Genomic DNA, 22440 nt, shown 5'->3' with positions numbered 1-22440 from the left:
CGTGAAAAAAAATCGGCTCAGGCGATCTTCCCAGCCACGACGGTCGGGACCGTCCGTAAACGACACGGGGCAGCGCGCGCTGCCCCGTTTTTCTGCCCTGTCGGGCGTCGCTCGCGCACCCGCGCTCAGGGTGCCGCCCGCCTCATGCGCGCAACGCGATGGCACCCTCGCGCGGTCTGCGCACCGCACAGACCGGGCGGCGCCGGCCCGAACGATGGCCCCGCTCCGTCCGATGCAGCGGGCGGTTGCGCCGACGCGGCGTGCCGACCGGTCGCGACGCACCGCTCTGCGCGCGCGGATCGAGCGGGTTCTCCGGCGGCGGATGGGCACCGCCCTGCGGATCCGCGTCGCGATCCAGATCGACCATTCTGACCGAGCGCTTCAACTGACCGGTCGTCGCATCACGCACCCACGTCTCCTTGACGCCTACTCGTGCGGCGTTGTCGAGATTGGCGCCCAGCTTTTCGCCGAGGAAGGCGCGGGCCCGGCTCAGCTGTTCGAGGGTTGGCTGGTAGTGACCGCTCATGTTGTCGATGTGCGTGATGTAACCGTCCTTGATCACGAGCTGGCCGGCCAGGGCCACCGGTTGCCCCGCTGCCAGGCTGGAATGATGGATTTCTCCGCTCTTCGGCTCGGGATAGGCGTAGATGCGCCCCTGCGCATCCATCACGAAGATGGGCATCACCTTGTTCTGTCCCACCAGATTCACCGGTGTGCGTGAGGGGTCCATCGCGCGGTAGAGCTGTCCGGTCTGCGGATCGACGGCCAGTTCGAGCAGGCGGCGATCGTCGTCGCTGAAATACACGACCTTGCGGTTGACCTTGACCTGCTTTTCCGCCAGTCCGTCCTGCTCACCGCGGAACTCGACCGGCAGTTCGCGCACCTGCAGTTGATTGGCCAGCGTGCGCGGCGGCAGGAAGGTGGGCTCGACCCGCTCGGATCGCAGCTGCGCCTCGGACATGCCTGCAATCGGCGCAGCACCGGCCGCCCCACCGTACAGCGCATCGACCGCGGTATAGGGATCGTTGCCACCATAGCTCACGTCGGCGTAGGTGCTCGTGTCGCCGTCGCTGGCGACCTGCCGGACGCGGTCGTACGACACGTCGGCGTATGCGATGCGCTCGCCGTCGGCGGACGATCCGGCACGCGGTCGTGCCGGTGCGTCAGCAGCGCCGACCGAAGGCGGTCGCACGCCGCTCCGGTTGCCGTCCGCGGGGTCATAGCCGGACACCGGGTCGTAGCCGGACACCGGGTCGTAGCCCGACACCGGGTCGTAGCCGGACGTCACGGTCGAATAGCCGGACGGCAGCAGCGCGAGGCGTTCGCCCTCGGCCTGGCCGTCACCGGCAGACGAAGGCGTACGCGCCCGCACGCCGGTTTCGCTGTCGCCGGTCGAAGGCCGGCGCGCGGCCACCCCGTCCGGATTGCCGCCGGTTTCGCGGCCGGGCTGCACCACCGGCTCGCGATCGCTGCCGGCGCGCGGTCGCACCGCCGGGTCGTCGCCGCTGACCACCGGACGACGGACATTCCCGTCGCCCCCCTCCGCCTCACCGCTGCCCGCACGCGGCCGCACGGCCGCATCGCTGTCTCCGGTCGAGGGCCTGCGCGGGGTGCCGCCGGCCACGTCGTCACCACCTGCGTTGCTGCCGCGCCGCGGTGCCGCGACATCGCCATCCCCACCGGAACCGGTACGCGGCCGCACCGCGACCTGCGGACCGTCGGCGGCCTGTAGCGGCCGCAGCACCGGCGGCGCGTCGGCGTCCGCCCGCGGTCGGACCGCAGGCGCCCCCTCGTCGCCGACCCGCACACGCGGCCCGCTGCCTTCGCTCACTGCAGCGGCACGCAGGCGCACCGTGGGCGCATCATCGGCCGGAGGGGCTTTCAGTGGGGGCGGCGCGGGCAGCGGCTCAGGGTCCTTGCGGCGCACGCCGCCCGGCGGCAGGTCGTCAACCGCTCGCCGGGCGATCGGCGTGCTCGGCGTGTCCGGCGCATCCTCCCTCCCGGACACGCGGTTGCGGACGACCATGTTGTCGGGGTCGCGGAAGATGTTGGAGCCCTTGACCAGATTGCCGCTGATGGTGCCGCCCTGCGCTTCGTCCGAACCAAGCGCACTGGCCACCGTGCCGCGCACGTCGATAGCCACCGTGGGCGCGTTGCGGGTGTAGGTCGTCACCTCGCTGCGGGTGACGGTGCCTTCGATCTTCATGCCGTCGCTGCCGGGCGCGGCGCCGACGAAATTCGCGCCCTGCTTCACCGTCAGCCCGCCGAGGCCGACCGCACCGCCGTCGATGCCACTGCGCTGACTCACGGTCTGACTGTCCGTGCCGGACGACTCCGCCTTCAGCATGAGGCCGGTGCTGCCTGCGTGGTTCAGCGCGTCGATCGCCTTGCCCTGGGTACGGTCGAAACGGTCGCCGGCGTTCATCTTCGGCGCGTCGCCATCGCTCTTCTTGTCGCCGCCGATATTGACCGATGACAGGCCGACGTAGGCATCGACACGGGTCGCGCTTTCCTTCACCCGATCGGTACGGGTTTCCACCGTGAGCTTGCCGCCGATCTCGCCGCTCACACCGCCGCCGGCACGGATATTGGCTCCGGCCAGCGTGGCGTTGCCGGCCACGTTCAGTTCGGTGCCGCCGGTGGTCTGGATCAGTGCGTTCTGGTTGGTCAGGTTGTCCTTGTCGCGCAGATCGACGTCGGCGTTCGCGCTGAAGCCGAAGGACTTGCCACCACCGCCCGAGGCCGCCGCATTGCCGCCTGCCCCGGCGGCGTCGCCGGTGCCGCTGCCGACGTTGCGGCCACCGGATACCGACAGGCCGCCGGCGACGTTCTTGGTGTCCTCCTTCTCTGTGCTCTGCGCGGACTCCATCAGCAGATTGCCGCCCACATTCACCCGCGCGCTGCGGGCCGAAGCCTGGGTGCCTTCCAGCCGGGTGTCGCCACCGCTGGTGATGGACAGCTGACCGCCGGACTGCAGCGTGCCGCCGCGGCGGGTATCCGTGCTCTCGTTCTCGCGCACCCGCTCGAAATCGACCGATGCGCTGCCGCCGCCGTCCTTCGCCAGATTCATGCTCTTGCCGACGTTCAGGCCTGCCTGCACGCCCGCACCATCGACACGACCGGTGCGCGAGGTGCTGCTCGACAGCGCCTGGAAGTCGATGTCGCCGCCGGCGGCCAGCGCGATATCGCCACCGGCCCTCACGTTGGTGCCCTGCAGCGTCATGTCATTGCCGGCCGACAGCGACGTGGCGCCGCCGGACTGGATGTTCACCCCGCGGCCGCTGCGGCTGCTTTCCTGGCCGTCGCCGGTGCGGGCGTTGGCCGCCACGCTGCCGCCGACACAGGTGAGGTCGAGACAGGCGCTGACCGACACGGTGGCGCCACCGGACGTGCTGGACGACGACGCGCTGCGCGTGTCGTTGGCCTGATCCAGTTTCAGGTCGCCGCCGGCCGCCAGCGACACGCTGCTGCCGGCCTTGACGCCCGAGCCCTCCAGCCGCAGGTCCTTGTCGGTGCGGATGCTCACGTTGCGGCCGGCGTCGAAACCGCCGACCACCGCCTGCGACGACGCGGAGTTCTCCTTCTCGTTGGCGCCTGCCGCGGTCAGCGTAGCGCTGGCCTCGGACGCCGCATTCACCGCCACGGTCAGCGATGAGTTGGCGCTCGACGTATCGCTGGCTGCGCGCCGGGTGTTGGCCGCGGCGCGGTTCTCGTAGGACTGCGCCGCGATGTCGATGTCGCCGCCGGCGCTGTAGCGCGTGCCCTCCTCGACCACATCCTTGCTCGCGCGCACGCTGACGTTGCCGCCGGCACGGATCTGACTCACCACCGCGCTGCTGCTGCCCTCGCTGCCCGAGAAGCTGGAGCCGGAGCCGCCGATCACCACCTGCGACTGCGGCGACGAAATGTTCACCTGCCGGACGTCGCCGCTGGCGATGCCGGCAACGGTACCGCCGAGGCCCGTGGTCACGCCGGCGGATATGCCAGCCTCGTAGGTACGTCCGGTCTGGCTGCTCGACGTTTCGTTGCGTGCCGCGATGTCCTCGATGCGGTCGGCTTCGAAGCTGATGTCGCCCTTGGCATTGAACTGCGCGCCCTCGCGCTTCAGCGTGCCGCCCGCCGTCACCGAAATGCCGCCGGCCGAGGTGATGGAGCTGGTCTGCGCGGTGCGGCTGCTGTCCTCCGTCTGCAGCGTGCCGCCCTGGGTCTTCAGACCGCCCATCACGCCTTCGGTACTGGCGTCGGCCGAAATGCCGAAGCGGTGCTGTTCCGACGACGACCTCGACTGCGTGCTGTCGTAGGCGGCAATGATGTTCACGTCCTTGCCGGCGGAAATCAGCGCACCGTCCTCGCCCGCCTCGATGTCCGAGCCCTGCAGCGTGACCGAGCCCTTCGTGGCCAGCACCGCCACCCCCTTGCCGCCGACCCGGCTGCCGGCATTCGCGGTGCTGCTGCTTTCGAACGAGCTGGTGCTCTTTTCATAGCCGCTGAATCCCGACGCCGAGAACGGCGTGCCCTTGCGCGCATCCGAGGTGCTGTTGGACGTCGCTTCGGCGAAGAAGCCTTCGCGCTCACTGCTGCCGGACGCGCTGCTCTGCAGCGCGATGCTGCGGATGTTCACGTCGCCCTCGCGCGCACGCAGCGCGGCCACGCCCTCGCCGCCATCGATGTCGGAACCGAGCACGTTGACATTGCGACCGGCGTCCAGCAGCACGCCCTGCCCACCCATCACCCGCGCACCGCTTGCGGACTGCGTAGTCACCCTTTCGCTGTTCGCGGTACGGCTCAGCACGCCGCGACCCTCGGTGGCGTGTTCCATCCGGGTTTCCAGCACCAGCGCGCTCACGTTCACGTCGCGGCCGGCCACCAGCGCGGCGGCGCCATCGGCCACCACGTCGGCACCGGTGATGTTGATGTCCTGACTGGCGTTGAGCAGCAGGCTGCCACTGGCCACGATGCCGCCACGCGGGCCCGCTACCGTGTAGTAGTTGCGGCTGTCGCCGATGCGCTTGGTTTCGGTGATGTTGTTGATGTTGCCGGTGAGCGATTTCAGCGACACGTTGCCGCCGCCGATCAGGCCGCCGATATTGTTCAGATCGCCGCGCGACACCACCTGCAGCCGGGCATTCGCGTTGATCTCGCCGCCGCGGTTGGTGAAGCTGTCGGCAGTGATCATCGCGCGCTCGGCCAGCACCTGGCTGGTGCTGCCCGCGGCGCGGGTGGCGTCGGTCAGATAGACCACCGGCACCAGCACGGTCTTGCCGGCCACCTCGGTCGCCACCATCCACACGATGTCCTGCTTCAGCGAGGCGATCTGTTCGGCGGTCAGCGCGGTGCCGAGGTTGAGCTGCAGCCGCTTCGCCTCGGCCACCGCACTGTCCATCAGCATGGCCTGCTGTTCGTAGTCGCTGTAGGCGGTGCGCAGCAGTGCCGCGCCGGTCTGCGCCTGCACCTGCTCGCGTATGAGCCGCGCCTCGTAGGCGGCGTCGCCGAAACGCAGCAGGTAGTTCTCCGGCTGCAGGCCGAGCTGCGCCATCAGGTAGTCGGAACCCAGATAGGGGTTGTCGAAGGAAACGAGCAGCGGATTGGTTTCCACCAGATAGCCGGCGGACGGGTCGCTGGCCTGGACGTAGCGACCGTTGGCGCCGGTGGGCAGCTGCAGCGAGGACTGCGCCGGCCCGCTGGCCTGCACCTGCTGACGATCCGGCGCGTCGAGTCCGCGCGCGCCGATGGCGCCATCGATGACCGGCGACGCGGCGGAAATGCCGCCGCCGGTGCCGGTATTGGTGAAATTGCCCACGCTGGCGACCAGCGTGCGTGCCTTGACCGTACCGCTCACCCCGGGGCCGAAGGCGTCGCCGAGACGCACGAAACCCGTCCAGTCGGTATCGGTATAGCCGGTCAGGTAGGACGACTTGCCGAGCCAGTTCAGCTTGTCGCAGACGCTGCCAGCCAGTCCGTCGGTATGGCAGGTGTACTTGCGGATCACCTCCCTGCGATAGGTCTGGGTCGCCATTTCCAGCGACGTGTTGCTGAAGCTGCTGACCGCGGCATTGCTCAGCCCGGCGATGGTAAGCGTGTCGGTACTGCTGAGCAGGCCGGCTTCGTTGCGGCCGGCATCGGTGCGTATCGTCAGATCGCCGGACTCGACCGTGATCGACGGCGTGGCCGCGGCGACCGCGGCCGGGTCGCGCAGACGCTCCTCGTAACGATGCACGACATACCAGTCCTGCCTGACCTCGCCCAGGTCCTGCAGGAAATAGGCCTTCTGACCGGCGTAGTAGTCCTCCTGGTTGTTGTTGTACACCGGGAAGAAGCCGGAGTCCTGATTGGACCGGTCGCCGCGAAGGTCTGCGTTCCAGCCTATCTGGTCGTCGCGGTCCCAGCTTGCGCTCTCGCTCAGCGGACTGCCCGTTTCGACTGGACGGCGATAGAACACGGTGGCCGGATCGGCGTAGGCGTTGCCGGTGAAGCGGCAGTTGGCGAGCCGGTCCGGACAGATCTGCCAGGTTTCACCGATGAAGACGAAATCGGTCGCGGGCCGGGTCTCGAAGGCGTTGATGAAGCTGCCGACCTGGATCAGCAGATGCTGTCCCACCGCTTCCACCTTGCCGTGGTTGCGGAAGGTGCGGGTCGCGGCCGCCGCATCCAGCCCGCCGATCAGCGACTGGTTGTCGGCGGTGCCGGCCCGCGCGCTACCCATCAGCAGCGTGGCGCCTGCGCCATTGACGATGAGGGCGCTGCTGCCGCCGGTCAGCGTCATGTTGCCGGAGCTGTACATCAGCCCGTCGTTGCGCAGCGTCGCACTGTCGCCCACCGTGACGGACAGCCGGTCCGAGCCGCCGACGAAACCGGCCGCGGTATTGGTGAAGCTGCCGTAGGTCGAGATGGCGAGGCTGGAGCCGGCTGCCGGATCGCCCACCTCGGCATTGCTGATGCGACCGGAATTGACGAAATCACCGTAGATGTCGAGCTGGGTGCGGGCGCTGCCGGTCAGCGTGCCGGCGAACTGGGTGCAGTCGGCGCTGAAGATGCCGGTCGAGCAGAGCTGGTTCAGCCGGAGCGTGGACTGGCCACTGCCGCCACGGAACACCGCGCCGCTCTGGATATCCAGTCGGGCCAGTTCGAGATTGAAGGCGTTGGCGATCCAGGTTGCGCCGGCGTCCAGATAGATTTCGAAGGCGCTGCCCGAATTGAAGTCGTCGCGCTCCGCGCGCACCGTGCCGCCGACGTCCAGCCGCGATCCGTTGGCGAAGCGCAGGAAGGTCATGCCGCGCCCGGCGGCGCGCTGCACGAACTGCAGGTCGCCGCCGACCGCCACGGCGCCGGCGAAGATTTCGTCCTGACCCAGTTCGGTGAAGCGCAGCACCGCGTTGCCGCCGGCACCCAGCGCGTAGTTCTGCACGCCCGCGGTCGAGTCGTGGGGCGCCAGCACCAGCCGGCGCGCCGCATCGGCCAGCAGATCGCCGTCGCTCACTGCGACGCCGTTGCGCGCCACCGTGAGGTCGCGCCCGGCGGACAGGGTGATAGCTCCGCCGGATGACAGCAGCACGCCGTCGCTGTCCGGGTCGGCCGATCCGCCCAGCACCAGGTCGCGGCCTGCGCTGACGCTCAGGCTGGCGCCGGCGTCGTAGCGCTGACCGGCGGCGAGCACCAGATCCTGGCCGGCGGACAGGGCCATCGCCCGACCGGCCACGCGCAGACCCGCTGCCGAGTCGTTGAATACGCTGCGGCCAGTCAGTGCGGCGTCCCGCTCGGCATAGACGGTACCGCCCAACAGGATCAGGCTGTCAGCGGCCAGCGCAATGTCGTTGACGCCATACAGGAGCGCATCGGCCCCCAGCGTGAGCGTGGACAGCGCATCGGCATCGACCACCCCCGCCACGGTTTCGCCGGCGAAATCCAGCGTCTGCGCGCGCAGCCGTGCGATATCGCCGGCCGACCACTGCGCGCCGGCCTGCTGCGTTGCAGCGGTCGCCGCGACCGTCAGATCGCGGTCGGCATACAGCCAGGACGCGGTGCGTCCGGTCAGCGAGGCGGTGTCGATGCGGATATCCCGGCCGGCCTCGACGCCGCCGTACAGCGTGATCGCCGTACCGGCGGACAGGCTCACGTCCCGGCCGGCCGCAACACCGGCTTCACTGCTGGCGGCAAGCGTCAGCGTGTCGTCCGCCGCGACGGTCACGTCATTCACTGCGCGCAGGCGTGACGCCGACAGGTCCACGGTCGCTGCGCCCAGCGCGAGTGCGCTGCCGCTGCCGCGACTGGTGAGCTGGACCTGACCAAGCCGCAGCGCATCACCGGCCTGCAGCGCAAGACCGGCACCCGCGTCCCAGCGCGCCGCATCCAGCGTGGCCGACCCCGCAACCGTTACCCGGATGTCACCGCCGCTGTAGCGGTCGGCGTCGTTCCCGCCGGCATCGTCCAGTTGCGTGCCGCTCAGCGCCATCGACGCCTCGCCGCCCAGCAGACCGTCGTCAAGTTCAAGCGCGTCGTCGCTGGCGATGTCCAGCGCGCGACCGGCGAACACGAAGGCGTCGCTGCCACTGGCGCCGCTGCGCCCGGTCGTCACCGGCCCGGCCGCCTGCGCCGCGATGTCGCGCGTAGCGCTGATGCGGCCGCTCAGCGTGAGGCGGCCGGCGGCGTCGATCACCACGTCATCCACGGTGGCGGCCATGTCGCCACGCGCTGTCACGCCGACACCGCGTTCGGTGGACATGAGGCGGATGCGGTTGGCGTACATGCCGCCGAGCGCGGCGACGTCGATCGATACGGTGGGCGGCACGTCCGACGACACGGAACCGTTGACGGTGGTGACGCGGCCGGCATAGGTCTGGTCGAAGCGGCCAGTGGTGGCCGCCAGCGCCTGCGCCCAGATCGGGCCATCCACCCGCAGCGAACGGGTGAGCAGGTCGAAATAGGCCGCCTCGCTGGCGTCCAGGCCGTCGGCGCCGACCAGGATGTCGCCCTGGCGCACCTCGAAGCCGCCCAGTCGCCCGTCCTGTTCGAAGCTGGGCAGACCGGTGCTCAGCGTCACCCGCGGCGTGTTGATGAAGCCGCAGCCATTGCAGGTGATGCCGTACGGATTGGCGATCACCAGCTCGGCGGCGCGACCGTGGATTTCGATGTAGCCGTTCAGCTGCGAGCGGTTGGCCGATACCACCTCGTTCAGGATGACGGTGGCTGCACGGCCCTGCAGGTTGGCGTTCTCGCGCACGGTGCCTGCCAGCAGCGAACGCTGCACCTCGGTCGAGTTGTTCAGGATGAGGCCCTGACGGTTGACGTCGAAGCTCTGGTAGCGGTTGTGCGACACGCCAGCTGCGTTGGCGCGCGCGATGTTGACCAGCGGCACGCCGTTCGGCGTCAGCTCGACCTGGGTACGGTTGTCCGCCGCCACCGGCGGTGCGGAAAAGGCCGGTACCGAGGGCAGGCTCATCACCAGTATCAGCACGCGGGCGATCGTGCGGCGGGCGGGCGTAACGGCGGCAGAGGGGGTGAGTGTGCGGATCATGATCAGAAATCCACCGAAACACGGAAATGGGCGTAGCTGTCGTGGCTGCCGAGCCGGCTGGGCAGCACGGTGGGCGCCGACAGGGCGAGCTGGGCGGCCAGCGGGCCGCGATTGACACCGACGCCGACCGTGACGCCGGCCAGCGTGCCGCCGTCGCCGACCGCGTCGGCGCGAATGTGGCCGATGTCCCAGCCGACGAAGGGGCGCAGCCGGGTGTCACCGAACTGCAGCGGGAGTGCGGCCTCGTTGCGCAGCCACCAGCCGGAATCGCCGGCGATGCTGTAGCGGCGGAAACCGCGCACCGAGAACGGGCCGCCGATGAAGAACTGTTCGGTGCCGTACAGCGTGTCGGTGGCGCGCTGGGCCGACAGCGAGGACGACAGCGACAGCGTCTGCCGGCCGACCGGCAGCGAGGCCGAGGCCGAGGCATTCAGCACGATCTTGTCGAACTGTGCACGCGGCGCATCGCTGTCCTGTGCCGCCGCATCCTTCAGCGCGCCGAAGGCGTCCAGGCCCTGCACCCAGGCGATGTCGCCGGACAGCAGCAGGCCCGCGACCACGGTGGACGCCGACACGCCGAGGTCCAGCGTGGCGAGCTGGCGCGAACTGGCGGCGATGCGGCTGCCGTTGAGCGCGTTGCGCGCATCCTTGAACGCAAGATTGCCGAAGGCCGACAGCTTGCTGTTGCGGTCACGGAACAGCACACGGTCCGCGCGCAGGCCGTAGGTGGTCGAGGTGCCCGAGGTATTGAAGGTGGTGACCGCGCCACGCACCCGGCTTGCGTAGTCGAACTCGCTGACCGTGCCGGTGAAGGTCCAGTAGCCCCAGGGAATCGAGTACAGCATGGACACCGACTGCGACAGCCGGTCGTCGTGATCGGCGTCGGTGTTGAGCCGGCCGGACAGGTTCAGGAAATCGTTGAGACCCAGCGGGTTGTCCACGGCCAGCGCGGCGGAGGCCAGCTCGCGCCCGGTCAACTGCGAACCGGTGTTGTCCGCCGCCAGATTGACCGACCAGCGCTTGCGCGGCCGGTTGCGCACGACGATGGTCGAGGCGCCGGCCACGCCGCCCGGTTCGATGTCCATCGTTGCGCTGTTCGAACGCAGCCGGTTGATCTGGTCCAGTCCCTGTTCGATGTCGCGCAGATTGAATACGCGGCCGCTCAGGCCCGGAAAGGCGGTACCCAGATGCACGCCCTCGCCGTCCAGCCTGAACTGTTCGATCAGGCCCTCCAGCACCAGCAGCTTCAGCGTGCCGGAGCCCAGATCCTGTTCCGGCAGATACACCCGCGTGGTGGTGTAGCCGCGCACCACATAGTGATTGGTGATCGCCTGCATCACCGCGTTGATCTGCGCCAGGCTGATGCAGTCGCCGATACCGGCCGCGGTCAGTCGGGCACGGTCGGCCTCGTCCAGCAGCGTGGCGCCGTCGAGCTGCACGCTGCGTATCGCGAAGCAGCCCCCGGCGGCAGCCGGCCGAGCCGGCTCCGGCTGCAGATCGGCGCCTTCGCTGCGCGGCCGGCGACGCTCCAGGTCTTCGCGCTCGCGCGCCTGGCGCTGCTGCTCCTCCAGCAGCAGGCGCTGCGATTCACGGATGGCGCGATCGACATCCGCCTGCTGCGCGAACGCGGCAGACGACAGCAGCAGGATCAGAACGGCGGAGGCGGAGCGGGCGATGCGCAACATGGAAACGGTCTGTCGGGGGATGACCGATTCTGGCGATTGCGCCGGACGAAAAAATCGTACACCTGTAGCACTGCAGCCCGCACACCGGTACCGACCGCATCGCGTGCGTGGCGCGCGTCACGCCGCCGGTTCGAGCAGATAGTCCAGCAAGGCGGCCAACCGGTGCGCCGGCGTCGGCTTCTGCAGCAGCGCGAAGCCGGCCGCCCTCGCCTCGCGCGTCCGCGCCGGGTCGGTGTCGCCGGTGATCAGTGCGGCCGGTATGTCGCACCGGTGATGCGCGCGCAGTGCGGCGATGGCGTCGATGCCGGTGTGGCCGCCATGCAGCCTGAAGTCGGCCAGGATGGCATCCGGTGCCGGGCCGTCCAGCGCAATGGCGGCGGCGGCGCTTTCCGCAAGCATCACGCCGACACCCCAGGACCGCATCAGCGCGCCCAGCGCCTCGCGGATGTCCGCCTCGTTGTCGATCACCAGCACGCGACGACCGCTCAGCCTCTGCGCGGCGGTCACCGCCACCACCGGCAGCACCGGCGGCGGCGCTTCGCCGCGCGGCAGCGTGATCGAGAACACCGATCCGCGGCCCGGCTGTGACCGCACGCTCACCGGATGCGACAGTGCGCGCGCCAGTCCGTTGACAATGGACAGGCCGAGGCCCAGCCCCTTGCGCCGGTCGCGCTCCGGATTGGCAAGCTGGTAGAACTCCTTGAACACGTCGCCGAGGCTGGCCGCCGGAATGCCGATGCCGCTGTCGCGCACCTCGACCACCAGGCTGTCGCCCCGTCTGCGGCAGGCCACCAGCACGCCGCCCTTTTCCGTATAGCGCAACGCATTGCCGACCAGATTGCGCAGGATGTGCTCGAACAGCGCCGCATCGGTCACGCCGTGGAGCGGTGTCGGCCGGAAGCGCAGCGCCAGTCCGCGCTCGGCGGCGATCGGCGCAAATTCGCTCTGCAGCCGGGCGAAACAGGCGGTGAGTGGCACCGATGCGCACTGCGGGCTGAGCGCGCCGGTTTCGATGCGCGCGTAGTCGAGCAGATTGTCGAGCAGCAGACCCATGTTGTCGGCCGCTTCGCGCATGCGGCCATTGAGCTGCTGCATCGCCGCCGCGTCCTGATGATGCGCCTGGGCGTCGATGAACAGAGACAGCGCCTGCAACGGCTGGCGCAGATCATGGCTGGCTGCAGCCAGGAAGCGGGTCTTGGCCGCGTTCGCCTGTTCCGCCTGTTCGCGCGCGGCAGTGGCCTGTTCGCGTTGCGCCGACACCTCGCGCAGCAGTTCGAGGTTCTCGAAACGGAGCAGGATGGCAGCGCGGATCGAGCGGTTGTTCAGCCAGGCGAAGATGAGGCAGATGACGACGAAGCCGATGGAAATGAGCGCAAAGCCGCGCATGAAACCGTCGTCCGACTGCAGGCAGCGGAATGCGATCGGCAGGATGGCGGGCAGCGCAAACACCGCGTACGCCGGGTAATAGACCGACAGCGAGGACACCGACGCCGACACCAGTCCGGCCAGCACCACGCCCACCGAGGCCATCTGCAAGGGGTCCGGCCCGGAGAACAGCCCGCCCATGACGCCCCAGAGCAGACCCGACAGACCGGCACCTGCCGCGAAGGCGTTGGCCCATCGCGCCGGATGCACAATCTGCCCGCGCTGCCGGCGCCACAGGCCGACCAATGCCATGCGGCCGGCGGTCAGCAGCGCCAGCACCCCCAGCCAGGCGACGAAGGGCGCGCGCTCGACCTGGTCCCACACCATCAGGGCCAGACCGGAGGCCGCCAGTGCGTTGCCGGCGTAGATGGACGGCGCGTGCCGGTAGAGCAGTTCGACCTGTTCGGCGAGCAGCCGGCTGCGGCTTGACGCATCCGACGGCTGCGCCACCGCCATCAGATCAGGCCCTTGTCGCGCGCGGCACTGACCGCCGCCGTGCGGGTGTCCACATCCAGCGCGTGCAGGATGGCCGACACGTGCGAACGCACGGTGAACTCGCTGCTGCCCAGCTGCTGCGCGATCTGCTTGTTGGTCAGACCCTCGCGCATCAGACGCAGCACGTCCATCTGGCGCGGCGTCAGCACCACTTCAAGGGCGCCGGACGGGCGGCCGGCGACCACCGGATTGACCGGCTGTCGCATCAGCGCCTGTTCGATTGCATCGCGCATGACAGCGAAGCTGACCGATTTCGGCAGATAGCCACGGGCGCCCGCGGCGATCGCCTCATCGATCAGTGCCGGCGTATAGGTGGCGGACACCACCATCACCGGACTGCTCGGAAAGCGCTGCCGGAAGGCGCGTATGCCGCGCAGACCGTTCATGCCAGGCAGTGTGTGGTCGAGCAGGATGAGGTCGAATCCGGCTGCTTCGTCGTCGAGTGCCAGCCCGGCTTCGCAGCTGTTGACCTCGGTGACGGTCAATCCAGCATCCAGACTTTGCAGCAGCGTTCGCAGTCCCTCGCGGAACAGCGCGTGGTCATCAACGATGAGGAAGTGCATCGGTCCTGGGGGAAGGCGTTTGTTGTTCTGGGTCTGTCGGGCCGGATTGTAACGGCCGGACTCCCGAGACAACGCAGCGGCGCGTGCGTTCTCCGCGCCGGCCGCGGCGCTTCACAGGAAGCGGTCGAGGATGCGCCGGCTGGCCCGGTCGAGCGCCTTCATGTCGGCGACTTCGTAGTGGATGCCGTGGCTGTCGGTGATCAGCAGCCGCGCGCCGCCCAGGCGGCGGATGTCGTCCTCGCTGCGCAGCGTGAAGCGGGTGGCGCCGCGGTCGGTCACGATGTCCCAGTCGCAGGGCGTCGAGAAGCTGGATACGCCGGTGATGCTGCGGATGCGCGGCATGAATTCGCGGCGCGACAGTTCCTCGTCGAGCAATGCGCGGCTGGCGGCGTCGAGCGCATCGGGCGCATCGAGCCAGGCCAGTTCGTGGCCGTCGGCCGACATCAGCGCCACACCCTCGCCCGGCGCCGACAGCGGGAAGGCGCGCACCGGCTGCACGCCAGCGTGGCGCTGGCCGGTCGCATCGACGAAAACCAGCAGGCCGTGTGCGTCGCGTTCGAGCGAAATCGTCATGCCAGCGCTCCTTCCGCGGCGTCGGCTTCGGCCAGCCGCTGCTGCGCCATGTAAAGCCGGTAGTAGTGTCCTTCACGCGCCATCAGTTCGTCGTGCGGACCGACTTCGACGATCTGCCCGCGGTCGAGCACGACCAGGCGGTCGGCCTTGCGCAAGGTGCTCAGGCGGTGGGCGATGGCCAGCGTGGTACGGCCCTCGACCAGATTGTCGAGCGCGCGCTGGATTTCCTTCTCGGTCGCGGTATCGACCGACGAGGTCGCCTCGTCGAGTATCAGGATGCGCGGATCGATCAGCAGCGCGCGCGCGATCGAGATGCGCTGTCGCTCGCCGCCCGAGAGGGTCTGTCCGCGCTCGCCCACCATCGAGTCATAGCCGTGCGGCAGGCGCAGGATGAATTCGTGCGCGTGCGCCGCGCGCGCCGCCGCGATGATTTCGGCGCGCGTGGCGTCCGGCTTGCCGTAGGCGATGTTGTCGGCGATGGTGCCGAAGAACAGGAAAGGCTCCTGCAGCACCAGGCCGATGTGGCGCCGGTACTCGGCCACCGGCAGCGCGCGGATGTCGGTGCCGTCGATGCGTATGCTGCCGCCGGACACGTCGTAGAAGCGGTTGATGAGGTTCACCAGCGTGCTCTTGCCGGAGCCGCTGTGCCCGACCAGGCCGATGAATTCGCCCGGCGCGATGTCGAGATCGACGCCGCGCAGCACGGCGCGGTTGCCGTAGCGGAAAGCGACGCCGCGCAGTTCGATGCGGCCCTGCACCCGTTCGAGGTGCACCGGCCGCGCCGGCTCGGGCACGCTGGAGCCGTGGTCCAGGATATCGAAGATGCGCTTGGCACCGGCCGCCGCCTTCTGCGTCACCGACACGATGCGGCTCATCGAATCGAGGCGCAGGTAGAAGCGGCTGATGTAGGCAATGAAGGCGGTCAGCACGCCCACCGTGATGTGGTCGCGCCCCACCTGCCAGATGCCGAAGCCCCAGACGAACAGCAGGCCGACCTCGGTCAGCAGCGTCACCGTCGGGCCGAACAGCGACCACACGCGGTTCACCCGGTCATTGGTTTCGAGGTTGCGCCGGTTGGCGGCAGCAAAGCGGGCCGATTCGCGCTTCTCCTGCGCGAAGGCCTTGACCACGCGGATGCCCGGAATGGTGTCGGCCAGCACATTGGTCACCTCGCCCCAGATGCGGTCCACCTTCTCGAAGCCGGTGCGCAGCCGGTCGCGCACCGTGTGGATCATCCAGGCGATCACCGGCAGTGGCAGCAGCGTCACCAGCGCCAGCCAGGGGTTGATCGAGAACAGCACGACGGCAGTCATGAACAGCATCAGCACGTCGGTCGCGAAGTCGAGCAGGTGCAGCGACAGGAACACGTTGATGCGGTCGGTTTCGGCGCCGATGCGCGCCATCAGGTCGCCGGTGCGCTTGCCGCCGAAATACTCCAGCGACTGGCCCATAAGGTGGTCGAAGGTGGTGGTGCGCAGGTCGGCACCGATACGCTCGGACACACGCGCCAATATATATGTGCGCGCCCAGCCCAGCGCCCAGCCCAGCAGCGCGGCGCCGAGCAGCCCGGCCAGGTAGGGCCACACCGCCGCCGCCGTGATCGGCGTGCCGGTCTGGTGCGGAATGAGCACCTTGTCCATCAGCGGGATGGTCAGGTAGGGCGGCACCAGGTTGGCAGCGGTGGACGCCAGCGTCAGCAGGAAGCCGGCGAACAGCCGCCCGCGGTAGGGCCGGGCGAAACGCCACAGCCGCAGCAGCGCCCAGGTCGAGGGCGGGCGCGTCGTGCTGCGTTCGCACAGCGGACACTCGTCGTCGTCCGGCGGCAGCGGCGCCTTGCAGCGCGGGCACAGGCCGTCCTCGTCCTCGACCACGTGGTCGGGATGGGCCAGCCGCTCGATCTGTCGTGCGTGCTGGTCGGCCAGCCGCAGCGCTTCGGTGTTCAGCGCCAGCGTGTAGCGCCAACCGGCGAGGCGACGTTCGCTGTCGTGCAGCGCCAGCGTGCCGACGCCGGCGTGGTCGTGGTGCTGGAAGTGCTGGCCCACGGCCAGCGGCCAGCTGCGCCACTGCTCACCGGCGCAGGCCAGCAGCCGGCGGTCGGTCAGCACCAGCAGATTCGTTGCGAAATGCAGCGTCTCGTCGAGATCGGTCTGCAACCAAACCTGAACCGCCTCACCCGGCTGCAGTTGCGCCGTCAGCCCGCTGCGCCACGCCTGCGGCAGGTCGTCGGGGAGCAGGCGGTCGTCGGTGGCGCGGGTCATCGGGGCGGTTTCGGGCGGCAAGAGTGCGGAAAGGAACGCATGAGGCGGGGCCGGCGACGAGCACGCGCTCGACGACACGAGGCCCGGCGAGGCGGCGGAGTATAGCGCCGCCGACAGGGCCGGAACACGTCGCCGATGCAGGTTCAAAAATAGATGAAAAAGCTGTGAACCAAAGCGCAAAGACGCCGTTAAGCCGATGTTTTCAACAACCTCGGGGCTCCGGACCACCACCGACCCCGCACGATGAGTAAACGCTCGATCGAAATCCTGCGCACCCTCGAACTGCGCGGCCCCAACATCTGGACCTATGTTCCGGCGCTCGAAGTCTGGATAGACATCGGCGAACTCGAAGACTCCCCCTCGAACACCATTCCCGGCTTCGTCGATCGTCTGATCGACTGGCTGCCCGCCCTGCACGAACACACGTGCAGCTACGAAGAGCGCGGCGGTTTCGTGCGCCGGCTGCGCGAGGGCACGTGGCCCGGCCACATCCTTGAACACGTGACGCTGGAACTGCAGAACCAGGCCGGCATGAAGGGCAATTTCGGCAAGGCGCGCGAAACGTCCGAACGTGGCGTGTACAAGGTGGTGGTCATTTCCGGCAATCACACGGTCAGCCGCGCCGCGATACTCGCCGCCCGCGAGCTGGTGCTGTCGGCAATGGACGACCGCCCGTTCGACGTCAAGGCCGCCATTTCGGAACTGCGCGATCTGGTTGACGAACACTGCCTCGGCCCGAGCACCGGCTGCATCGTCGAGGCGGCGCAGGACCGCCGCATCCCGTCCATCCGCCTGAACGACGGCAACCTCGTGCAGCTGGGCTACGGCCGCAAGCTGCGCCGCATCTGGACCGCCGAAACCGACCGCACCTCGGCCATCGCCGAAGGCATTTCGCGCGACAAGGACCTGACCAAGCGTCTGCTCGCCGGCTGCGGCGTGCCGGTGCCGGAAGGCCGCGAAGTCAGCGACGCCGACGACGCCTGGGCGGCGGCCGAGGACATCGGCGTGCCGGTGGTCGTCAAGCCAGCCAACGCCAATCATGGCCGCGGGGTGTCGGCCGAACTGACCAAGCGCGAAGAAGTCGCCACCGCCTACGAACTGGCGCGCCGCTACAGCAAGTACGTGCTGGTCGAACGCTTCATCCCAGGCAACGAACACCGCCTGCTGGTGGTCGGCAAGCAGATGGTCGCGGCGGTCGCTGGCGAAACGGTCTGGATCACCGGCGACGGGCGATCCACCGTCCGCCAGCTGCTCGACAGCCAGATCAACATCGATCCGCGCCGCGGACCGGAGCAGGAATTTCCGCTCGACCTGCTGATTCCGGAACGCGACGCCAAGCTGCGCTTCGAACTGGAGCGCCAGGGCTACAGCGCCGACGCGGTGCCGGCCGACGGCGCCCGCGTGCTGGTGCAGCGCAACGGCAACATCGCCTACGACGTGACCGACCAGGTCCATCCGGACACCGCCCGCCTGGTGGCGCTGGCCGCCCGCGTGGTCGGCCTCGACATCGCCGGCATCGATCTGGTGGTCGAGGACATCCGTCGCCCGCTGCGCGAACAGGGCGGCGCCATCGTCGAAGTGAACGCCGGCCCCGGCCTGCTGATGCACCTGAAGCCGGCCATCGGCGCGCCGCGTCCGGTCGGCCGCGCCATCGTCGATCACCTGTTCGCCACCGCCGACGACGGCCGCATTCCGGTCATCGGCGTCAGCGGCACACGCGGCAAGACCACGGTCGCCCGGCTGATCGCGCACCTGATGCGCTTTTCCGGCCAGCGCGTCGGCCTCGCCTGCAGCGACGGCCTCTACCTCGACAGCCGCCGCCTCGAAGACGGCGACGCCGCCCGCTTCGAACCGTCGCAGCGCGTGCTGATGAATCCTGGTGCCGAAGTGGCGGTGATCGAGAACAGCTTCGAAACCATCTTGAAGGAAGGTCTGGCCTACGACCGCTGCCAGGTCGGCGTGCTCACCCGCATCGATCCGGAAGCGCATTTCGGCGACTACTACATCGACTCGTCCGACCGCGTGTTCAACGTGCTGCGCAGCCAGATCGACGTCGTGCTGCGCCGCGGCACCGGCGTACTGAACGCCGACGACCCGCTGCAGGCCGACATGGCCGATCTGTGCGACGGCGAGGTGATCTGGTACAGCACGCACGCCGACAACGGCATCGTCGCCAGCCACGTGCAGTCCGGCGGCCGTGCGGTCATCGTGCGCGACGGCCAGATCCGTCTGCTCGAAGCCGAGCGCACCGAAGTGCTGTGTCCGCTCGCCAGCCTGCCGCTGACCGACGGCGAACCGCTGCACGCGACCGAAAACCTGCTCGCCGCGCTGGCGGCGGCGTGGTCGCTCGGCCTGTCGCCGGCCGCGTTGCGCACCGGCGCCGAAACCTTCGATCCCCCGGTGCCCGTCGCGGTACCGGCCTGAAACACCGCCCGAACGCTTTCATGGACATCACCCGCCTGCGCGCCCTCCGCGGCCCCAATCTGTGGAGCCGCCACACCTGTATCGAAGCCATCGTGTCGTGCTCTGGCGAACACTGTTCGCTGGACGCGATGCCCGGTTTCGCCGAGCGTTTGCGCGCCCTTTTCCCCGGCATCCGGCCGCTGCGCCCGACCACCCGAAGCGGGCCGCTGGCGATGGCCGACGCGCTCGAACTGGCCGCGCTCGGCCTGCAGGCCAGCGCCGGCTGTCCGGTCACCTTCAGCTGCACGATGCAGACGGTGGACGCCGGCGTCTATCAGGTCGTCGTCGAATACACCGAAGAGGCGGTCGGCCGTCTCGCCTTCGAACTGGCCGAACAGCTGTGCCGTGCCGCCGCCACCGGCGGCAGCTTCGACCTCGCCGGCGCGCTGCACCAGCTGCGCGAGCTGGACGAGGACATCCGCCTCGGCCCCAGCACCGGCGCCATCGTCGAAGCGGCCGTCGCGCGCGGAATCCCGTTCCGCCGGCTGACCGACGGCTCGCTGGTGCAGCTCGGCTGGGGCAGCCGGCAGCGTCGCATCCAGGCGGCCGAGACCGACCGCACCAGCGCGGTCGCCGAATCGATCGCCCAGGACAAGGAACTGACCAAGGCGCTGCTGCACGCCGCCGGCGTGCCGGTACCGCTCGGCCGCACGGTGAGCGACGTTGACGAGGCGTGGGCCGCCGCGCTCGAAGTCGGTCTGCCGGTCGTCGTGAAGCCGCGCGACGGCAACCAGGGCAAGGGCGTGACGGTGAACATCGTCAGCCGCGAGCACATGGACATCGCGTTCAACGCCGCCTACGAAATCAGCCGCGAAGTGATGGTCGAGCGCTTCATTCCGGGCGCCGACTACCGCTTCCTGGTGGTCGGTGACCGCGTGGTCGCCGCCGCCCGCCGCGAACCGCCGCAGGTGATCGGCGACGGCAGCCGCACGGTGCGCGAACTGGTCGACGAGGTGAACGCCGACCCGCGCCGCGGCGACGGCCACGCCACTTCGCTGACCAAGATGCGCATCGACGACATCGCACTCGCTCGCCTGGCCGTCCAGGGCCATTCACCGGACAGCGTGCCGGCGCTGGGCGAACGCGTCGTGCTGCGCAACAACGCCAACCTGTCACCGGCGGCAGCGCCACCGACGTGACCGACGACGTGCACCCGGAACTGGCGGCGCGCGCGGTCGAGGCGGCGCGCACGATAGGGCTGGACATCGCCGGTGTCAACATCGTCTGCCGCACCGTGCTCAAGCCGCTGGAGGAACAGGGCGGCGGCATCGTCGAAGTGAATGCCGCCCCCGGCCTGCGCATGCACCTGGCGCCCTCCTTCGGCAAGGGTCGGGCGGTCGGCGAAGCCATCGTGTTCACCATGTTCGGCCCCGGCGACGACGCGCGCATTCCGCTGGTCGCCGTCGCCGGCACCAACGGCAAGACGACGACGGTGCGGCTGATCGCCCACCTGATGGCACAGACCGGCCTGCGCGTCGGCATGACCACCACCGACGGCGTGTTCGTCGGCAACGAATGCATCGATACCGGCGACTGCAGCGGCCCGAAGAGCGCGCGCAACGTGCTGGCCCACCCGGACGTCGATGGCGCGGTGCTCGAAACCGCGCGCGGCGGCGTGCTGCGCGAAGGTCTGGGTTTCGACCGCTGTCACGTGGCGGTGGTCACCAATATCGGCAGCGGCGACCACCTCGGCCTCGCCTATATCAATACCGTCGAGGACCTGGCGGTGGTGAAGCGGGTGATCGTGCAGAACGTCGCGCCCAAGGGCATGGCGGTGCTGAACGCCGCCGACCCGGTGGTGGCGGCGATGGCCGAGCACTGCCCCGGCTCGATCACCTTTTTCGCGCAGGACCGCACGCACCCGGTCATCGCCACCCACCGCGCCCGCGGCCGCCGCGTCATCTACGTGGACGACGGCGCGCTGGTGGCCGCCGAAGGCAGCAGCGCGGTGCGCATTCCGCTGTCGCAGGTGCCACTGACCCGTGGCGGCAAGCTGGGTTTCCAGGTCGAGAACGCGATGGCGGCGCTCGGCGCGGCCTGGGCGCTCGGTTTCGACTGGTCGTCCATCCGCGCCGCACTTGCCAGCTTCGTGTCGGACGCGGCGACCGCGCCGGGCCGCTTCAATGTATTCGACTACAAGGGCGCGACGCTGATCGCCGACTACGGCCACAATCCGGACGCCATCAGCGCGCTGGTGCAGGCCATCGACGCGCTGCCGGCGAAACGCCGCAGCGTGGTCATCAGCGGCGCCGGCGACCGCCGCGACGAGGACATCCGCAAGCAGACGCAGATCCTCGGTGCCGCCTTCGACAGCGTGGTGCTTTACCAGGACCAGTGCCAGCGCGGACGCAAGGACGGCGAGGTGATCGCGCTGCTGCGTGAAGGTCTGGAGGGCGCGAGCCGTACGCGCGAGGTGTGCGACATCAATGGCGAATTCGTCGCCATCGACCACGCGCTCGAACGGCTGCAAAGCGGCGATCTGTGTCTGATCCTGATCGATCAGGTCGAGGAGGCGCTGGCCCACATCGGCCGGCGCGTCGCTGAAAGTTCAACCGGCTGACACGGCCTGCTGCGCGAGCACGCCGCGCAGCGCGTCTTCGCAGCTGGTCATCCAGGCATAGATGGCGTCGATCGCCGCGGTGGCTTCGGCGAAGTACAGCTCCGCGGTCATCCGGTCGGTCGCGCCGAGCAGGTCGCTGCGCAGCAGACCGAGCAGACGCACGATGCGCTCGGTGGCCGGCAGCGCGCCCGGCAGACGGGGCGTGTCGGCGATCGCCTGGTGCATCAGCGACTCGGCGCGCGACGCGAGGTACCTCAGACGCATGCGTTCGGCCGCCGTACAGACGCCGCGGGCCGCGGCCGCGCTGCCGACCGCCCTCGCCTGACCCAGCTGCTCGCCCAGCGCCGGCAGCGTGCTGATCCAGGTGCGCAGCAGGCCGCTGCCTGACGACGCGGCAAGCGGTGCGATACGGCGATTGCCGACCGCGGCCAGCCAGCCCAGCACGTGCGACACCAGCAGGCTGTGCCGCGTCAGATTGTCGTCGGCACCGATCGCAGCCGGACTGCCGTCCAGCGCGGCACACAACTCCTTCCACTGCGCGTCGAGCAGCGCCAGTTCGTACGGCGTGATGCACGGCCCCTCCAGCGCCATCTCGGCGCGTGCGGTCGTCTCCAGCGCTTCGATGTCGTGCTGCACGGCACGCCGCCGGGCGCGCATCGGCGATTCGAACAAGGCGTCGCCGGCCAGCCAGGCGGTACTCATGCCGCGGTGCTGCTGCAGCGAGTGGACAAGCTGCAGCAGGCGCTCGCAATCGACGAAGGCGCGCTGCGCGTCGTCTCCCGGCGAGCGGTCGCCCGCGCGCTCCGGGCGCATGAACACCAGCGCCAGCGCGATGGCCAGCGCCAGCAACACCATGACGAGGGGCACGCTCAGCAAGGCGGGTGATCCCGGGTGAATAAGGCGGACA

General features: G+C 69.3%; 8 protein-coding genes and 1 pseudogene. 2 read left to right on the top strand and 7 right to left on the bottom strand.

What is annotated here, in order from left to right:
- Positions 1-142: 142 nt before the first annotated feature.
- From ACQ66H_RS05950 to ACQ66H_RS05925, 6 genes are all read right to left on the bottom strand, one after another.
- Entirely contained in the window at positions 143-9511 is a 9369-nt protein-coding gene (locus ACQ66H_RS05950) for a hemagglutinin repeat-containing protein (protein ID WP_430433214.1), read from the bottom strand.
- 2 nt (positions 9512-9513) lie between these two features.
- Positions 9514-11196, bottom strand: a complete 1683-nt coding sequence (locus ACQ66H_RS05945) for a ShlB/FhaC/HecB family hemolysin secretion/activation protein (protein WP_430433213.1) — start codon at positions 11194-11196, stop codon at positions 9514-9516.
- 117 nt (positions 11197-11313) lie between these two features.
- Positions 11314-13077 carry an ATP-binding response regulator gene (locus ACQ66H_RS05940; RefSeq protein ID WP_430433212.1) on the bottom strand — a complete coding sequence of 588 codons (1764 nt, stop codon included), beginning with the start codon at positions 13075-13077 and terminating at the stop codon, positions 11314-11316.
- Complete coding sequence (locus ACQ66H_RS05935; RefSeq protein WP_430433211.1) at positions 13077-13679, bottom strand: response regulator; 603 nt, start codon at positions 13677-13679, stop codon at positions 13077-13079. The genes ACQ66H_RS05940 and ACQ66H_RS05935 overlap by 1 nt, the downstream gene beginning before the upstream one ends.
- Before the next feature lie 111 nt (positions 13680-13790).
- Positions 13791-14252, bottom strand: a complete 462-nt coding sequence (locus ACQ66H_RS05930; RefSeq protein WP_430433210.1) for a DUF1854 domain-containing protein — start codon at positions 14250-14252, stop codon at positions 13791-13793.
- A complete protein-coding gene (locus tag ACQ66H_RS05925) occupies positions 14249-16510 on the bottom strand; it encodes an ABC transporter ATP-binding protein (RefSeq protein ID WP_430433209.1) in 2262 nt (753 codons plus the stop codon). Before ACQ66H_RS05925 ends, ACQ66H_RS05930 begins: the two co-directional genes overlap by 4 nt.
- 243 nt (positions 16511-16753) lie before the next feature.
- On the opposite strand from ACQ66H_RS05925, the gene cphA (ACQ66H_RS05920) reads away from it, so the two are divergent.
- Complete coding sequence (cphA, locus tag ACQ66H_RS05920; RefSeq protein ID WP_430433208.1) at positions 16754-18934, top strand: cyanophycin synthetase; 2181 nt, start codon at positions 16754-16756, stop codon at positions 18932-18934.
- Between the two features lie 20 nt (positions 18935-18954).
- Positions 18955-21533 (top strand): annotated as a pseudogene (gene cphA / locus ACQ66H_RS05915) (cyanophycin synthetase).
- Here cphA (ACQ66H_RS05915) and ACQ66H_RS05910 read toward each other — a convergent pair.
- Positions 21522-22400: a nitrate- and nitrite sensing domain-containing protein gene (locus tag ACQ66H_RS05910; protein WP_430435601.1), complete on the bottom strand. Its 879-nt coding sequence runs from the start codon at positions 22398-22400 to the stop codon at positions 21522-21524. The pseudogene cphA (ACQ66H_RS05915) and the gene ACQ66H_RS05910 overlap by 12 nt on opposite strands.
- Between the last annotated feature and the right edge of the window lie 40 nt (positions 22401-22440).

The organism is Methyloversatilis sp. (assembly GCF_965284615.1).
Classification (GTDB): domain Bacteria; phylum Pseudomonadota; class Gammaproteobacteria; order Burkholderiales; family Rhodocyclaceae; genus Methyloversatilis.
Note: the sequence above shows the minus strand (reverse complement) of the source record. Positions and strands in the feature narration are given on the sequence as shown.

Coding starts and splice junctions, on each gene's coding strand:
- ACQ66H_RS05950 (WP_430433214.1), bottom strand. CDS start 9,511: ATGATCCGCACACTCACCCCCTCTGCCGCCGTTACGCCCGCCCGCCGC.
- ACQ66H_RS05940 (WP_430433212.1), bottom strand. CDS start 13,077: ATGGCGGTGGCGCAGCCGTCGGATGCGTCAAGCCGCAGCCGGCTGCTC.
- ACQ66H_RS05935 (WP_430433211.1), bottom strand. CDS start 13,679: ATGCACTTCCTCATCGTTGATGACCACGCGCTGTTCCGCGAGGGACTG.
- cphA (WP_430433208.1), top strand. CDS start 16,754: ATGAGTAAACGCTCGATCGAAATCCTGCGCACCCTCGAACTGCGCGGC.
- ACQ66H_RS05945 (WP_430433213.1), bottom strand. CDS start 11,196: ATGTTGCGCATCGCCCGCTCCGCCTCCGCCGTTCTGATCCTGCTGCTG.
- ACQ66H_RS05925 (WP_430433209.1), bottom strand. CDS start 16,510: ATGACCCGCGCCACCGACGACCGCCTGCTCCCCGACGACCTGCCGCAG.
- ACQ66H_RS05930 (WP_430433210.1), bottom strand. CDS start 14,252: ATGACGATTTCGCTCGAACGCGACGCACACGGCCTGCTGGTTTTCGTC.